1 protein-coding gene is annotated in these 968 nt (G+C 63.2%); it reads left to right on the top strand.

The window, feature by feature from the left end; genetic code table 11:
* Positions 1-156: 156 nt before the first annotated feature.
* On the top strand, positions 157-968 hold an 812-nt coding region (locus RL72_RS00065), incomplete at its 3' end, for a CpsD/CapB family tyrosine-protein kinase (RefSeq protein WP_211255994.1).

Below are 968 nucleotides of genomic sequence, written 5' to 3'. Positions count from 1 at the left end.
GCGGTGTTTTTGAGTCCGATTGATTCGGCGCGTTTGCCGGATGCGCCGTCGTCGCCGAATACGCGGTTGGCGTTGGCGTTGGGGGCGTTGGTGGGTTTGGCGGTCGCGGTGGGGTATGGCCTGTTGCGGTACACGTTGGATCGTCGGATTCGTTCGGTGGAGCAGGTGGAGCGGGAGACGGGTAAGCCTGTGGTGGGCACGATCCCGGAGGAGAAGTCGTTCACGGCGGATAACCGGTTGTTGCCGTTTGATGGGGGCACGAGTCGGGGTAGTGAGGGTGCGCATCTGTTCGGTATCGGTGAGGCGATGCGGGAGTTGCGGACGAATCTGCAGTACATGGATGTGGATAATCCGCCGCGGATCATTGTGGTGACGAGTCCGTTGCCGGGTGATGGGAAGTCGACGATTTCGTCGAATCTGGCGGTGACGTTGGCGTCGAGTGGGCAGCCGGTGGTGTTGATCGATGGGGATCTGCGGCGTCCGATGGTGGATACGGTGTTCGGTTTGCCGAAGGGTGCGGGGATCTCGGATGTGCTTGCGGGGCGGGCGACGATCGCGGAGGTGGCGCAGCGGTTCGGTAATGGGCAGTTGTTGGTGGTGACGGCGGGGAAGGTGCCGCCGAATCCGAGTGAGGTGTTGGGGTCGGCGCGGATGCGGGAGTTGTTGAAGTCGATCGCGCGGGAGGCGATCGTGATCATCGATGCGCCGCCGTTGATTCCGGTGACGGACGCGGCCGTGCTCGCCCACAGCGCCGACGGCGCGATCATTGTCGGCACGGTGGGGAAGACGACGTTCGAGGTGTTGGGGAAGGCGATCGGGAATCTGGAGCGTGCGGGGGCGCGTGCTTTGGGTTTGGTGTTGAACAAGGTTCCGCGTCGGGGTAGTGGTGCTGCGTATTACGGGTATCAGTACCACGGGGATTATTACCGCAGTGACGAGCAGGAGCTGCCGTCCGGCACCGTACACGG

Source organism: Microbacterium azadirachtae (genome assembly GCF_000956545.1).
GTDB classification, from domain to species: domain Bacteria; phylum Actinomycetota; class Actinomycetes; order Actinomycetales; family Microbacteriaceae; genus Microbacterium; species Microbacterium azadirachtae.
This window is presented reverse-complemented; position numbering and strand designations above follow the sequence as displayed.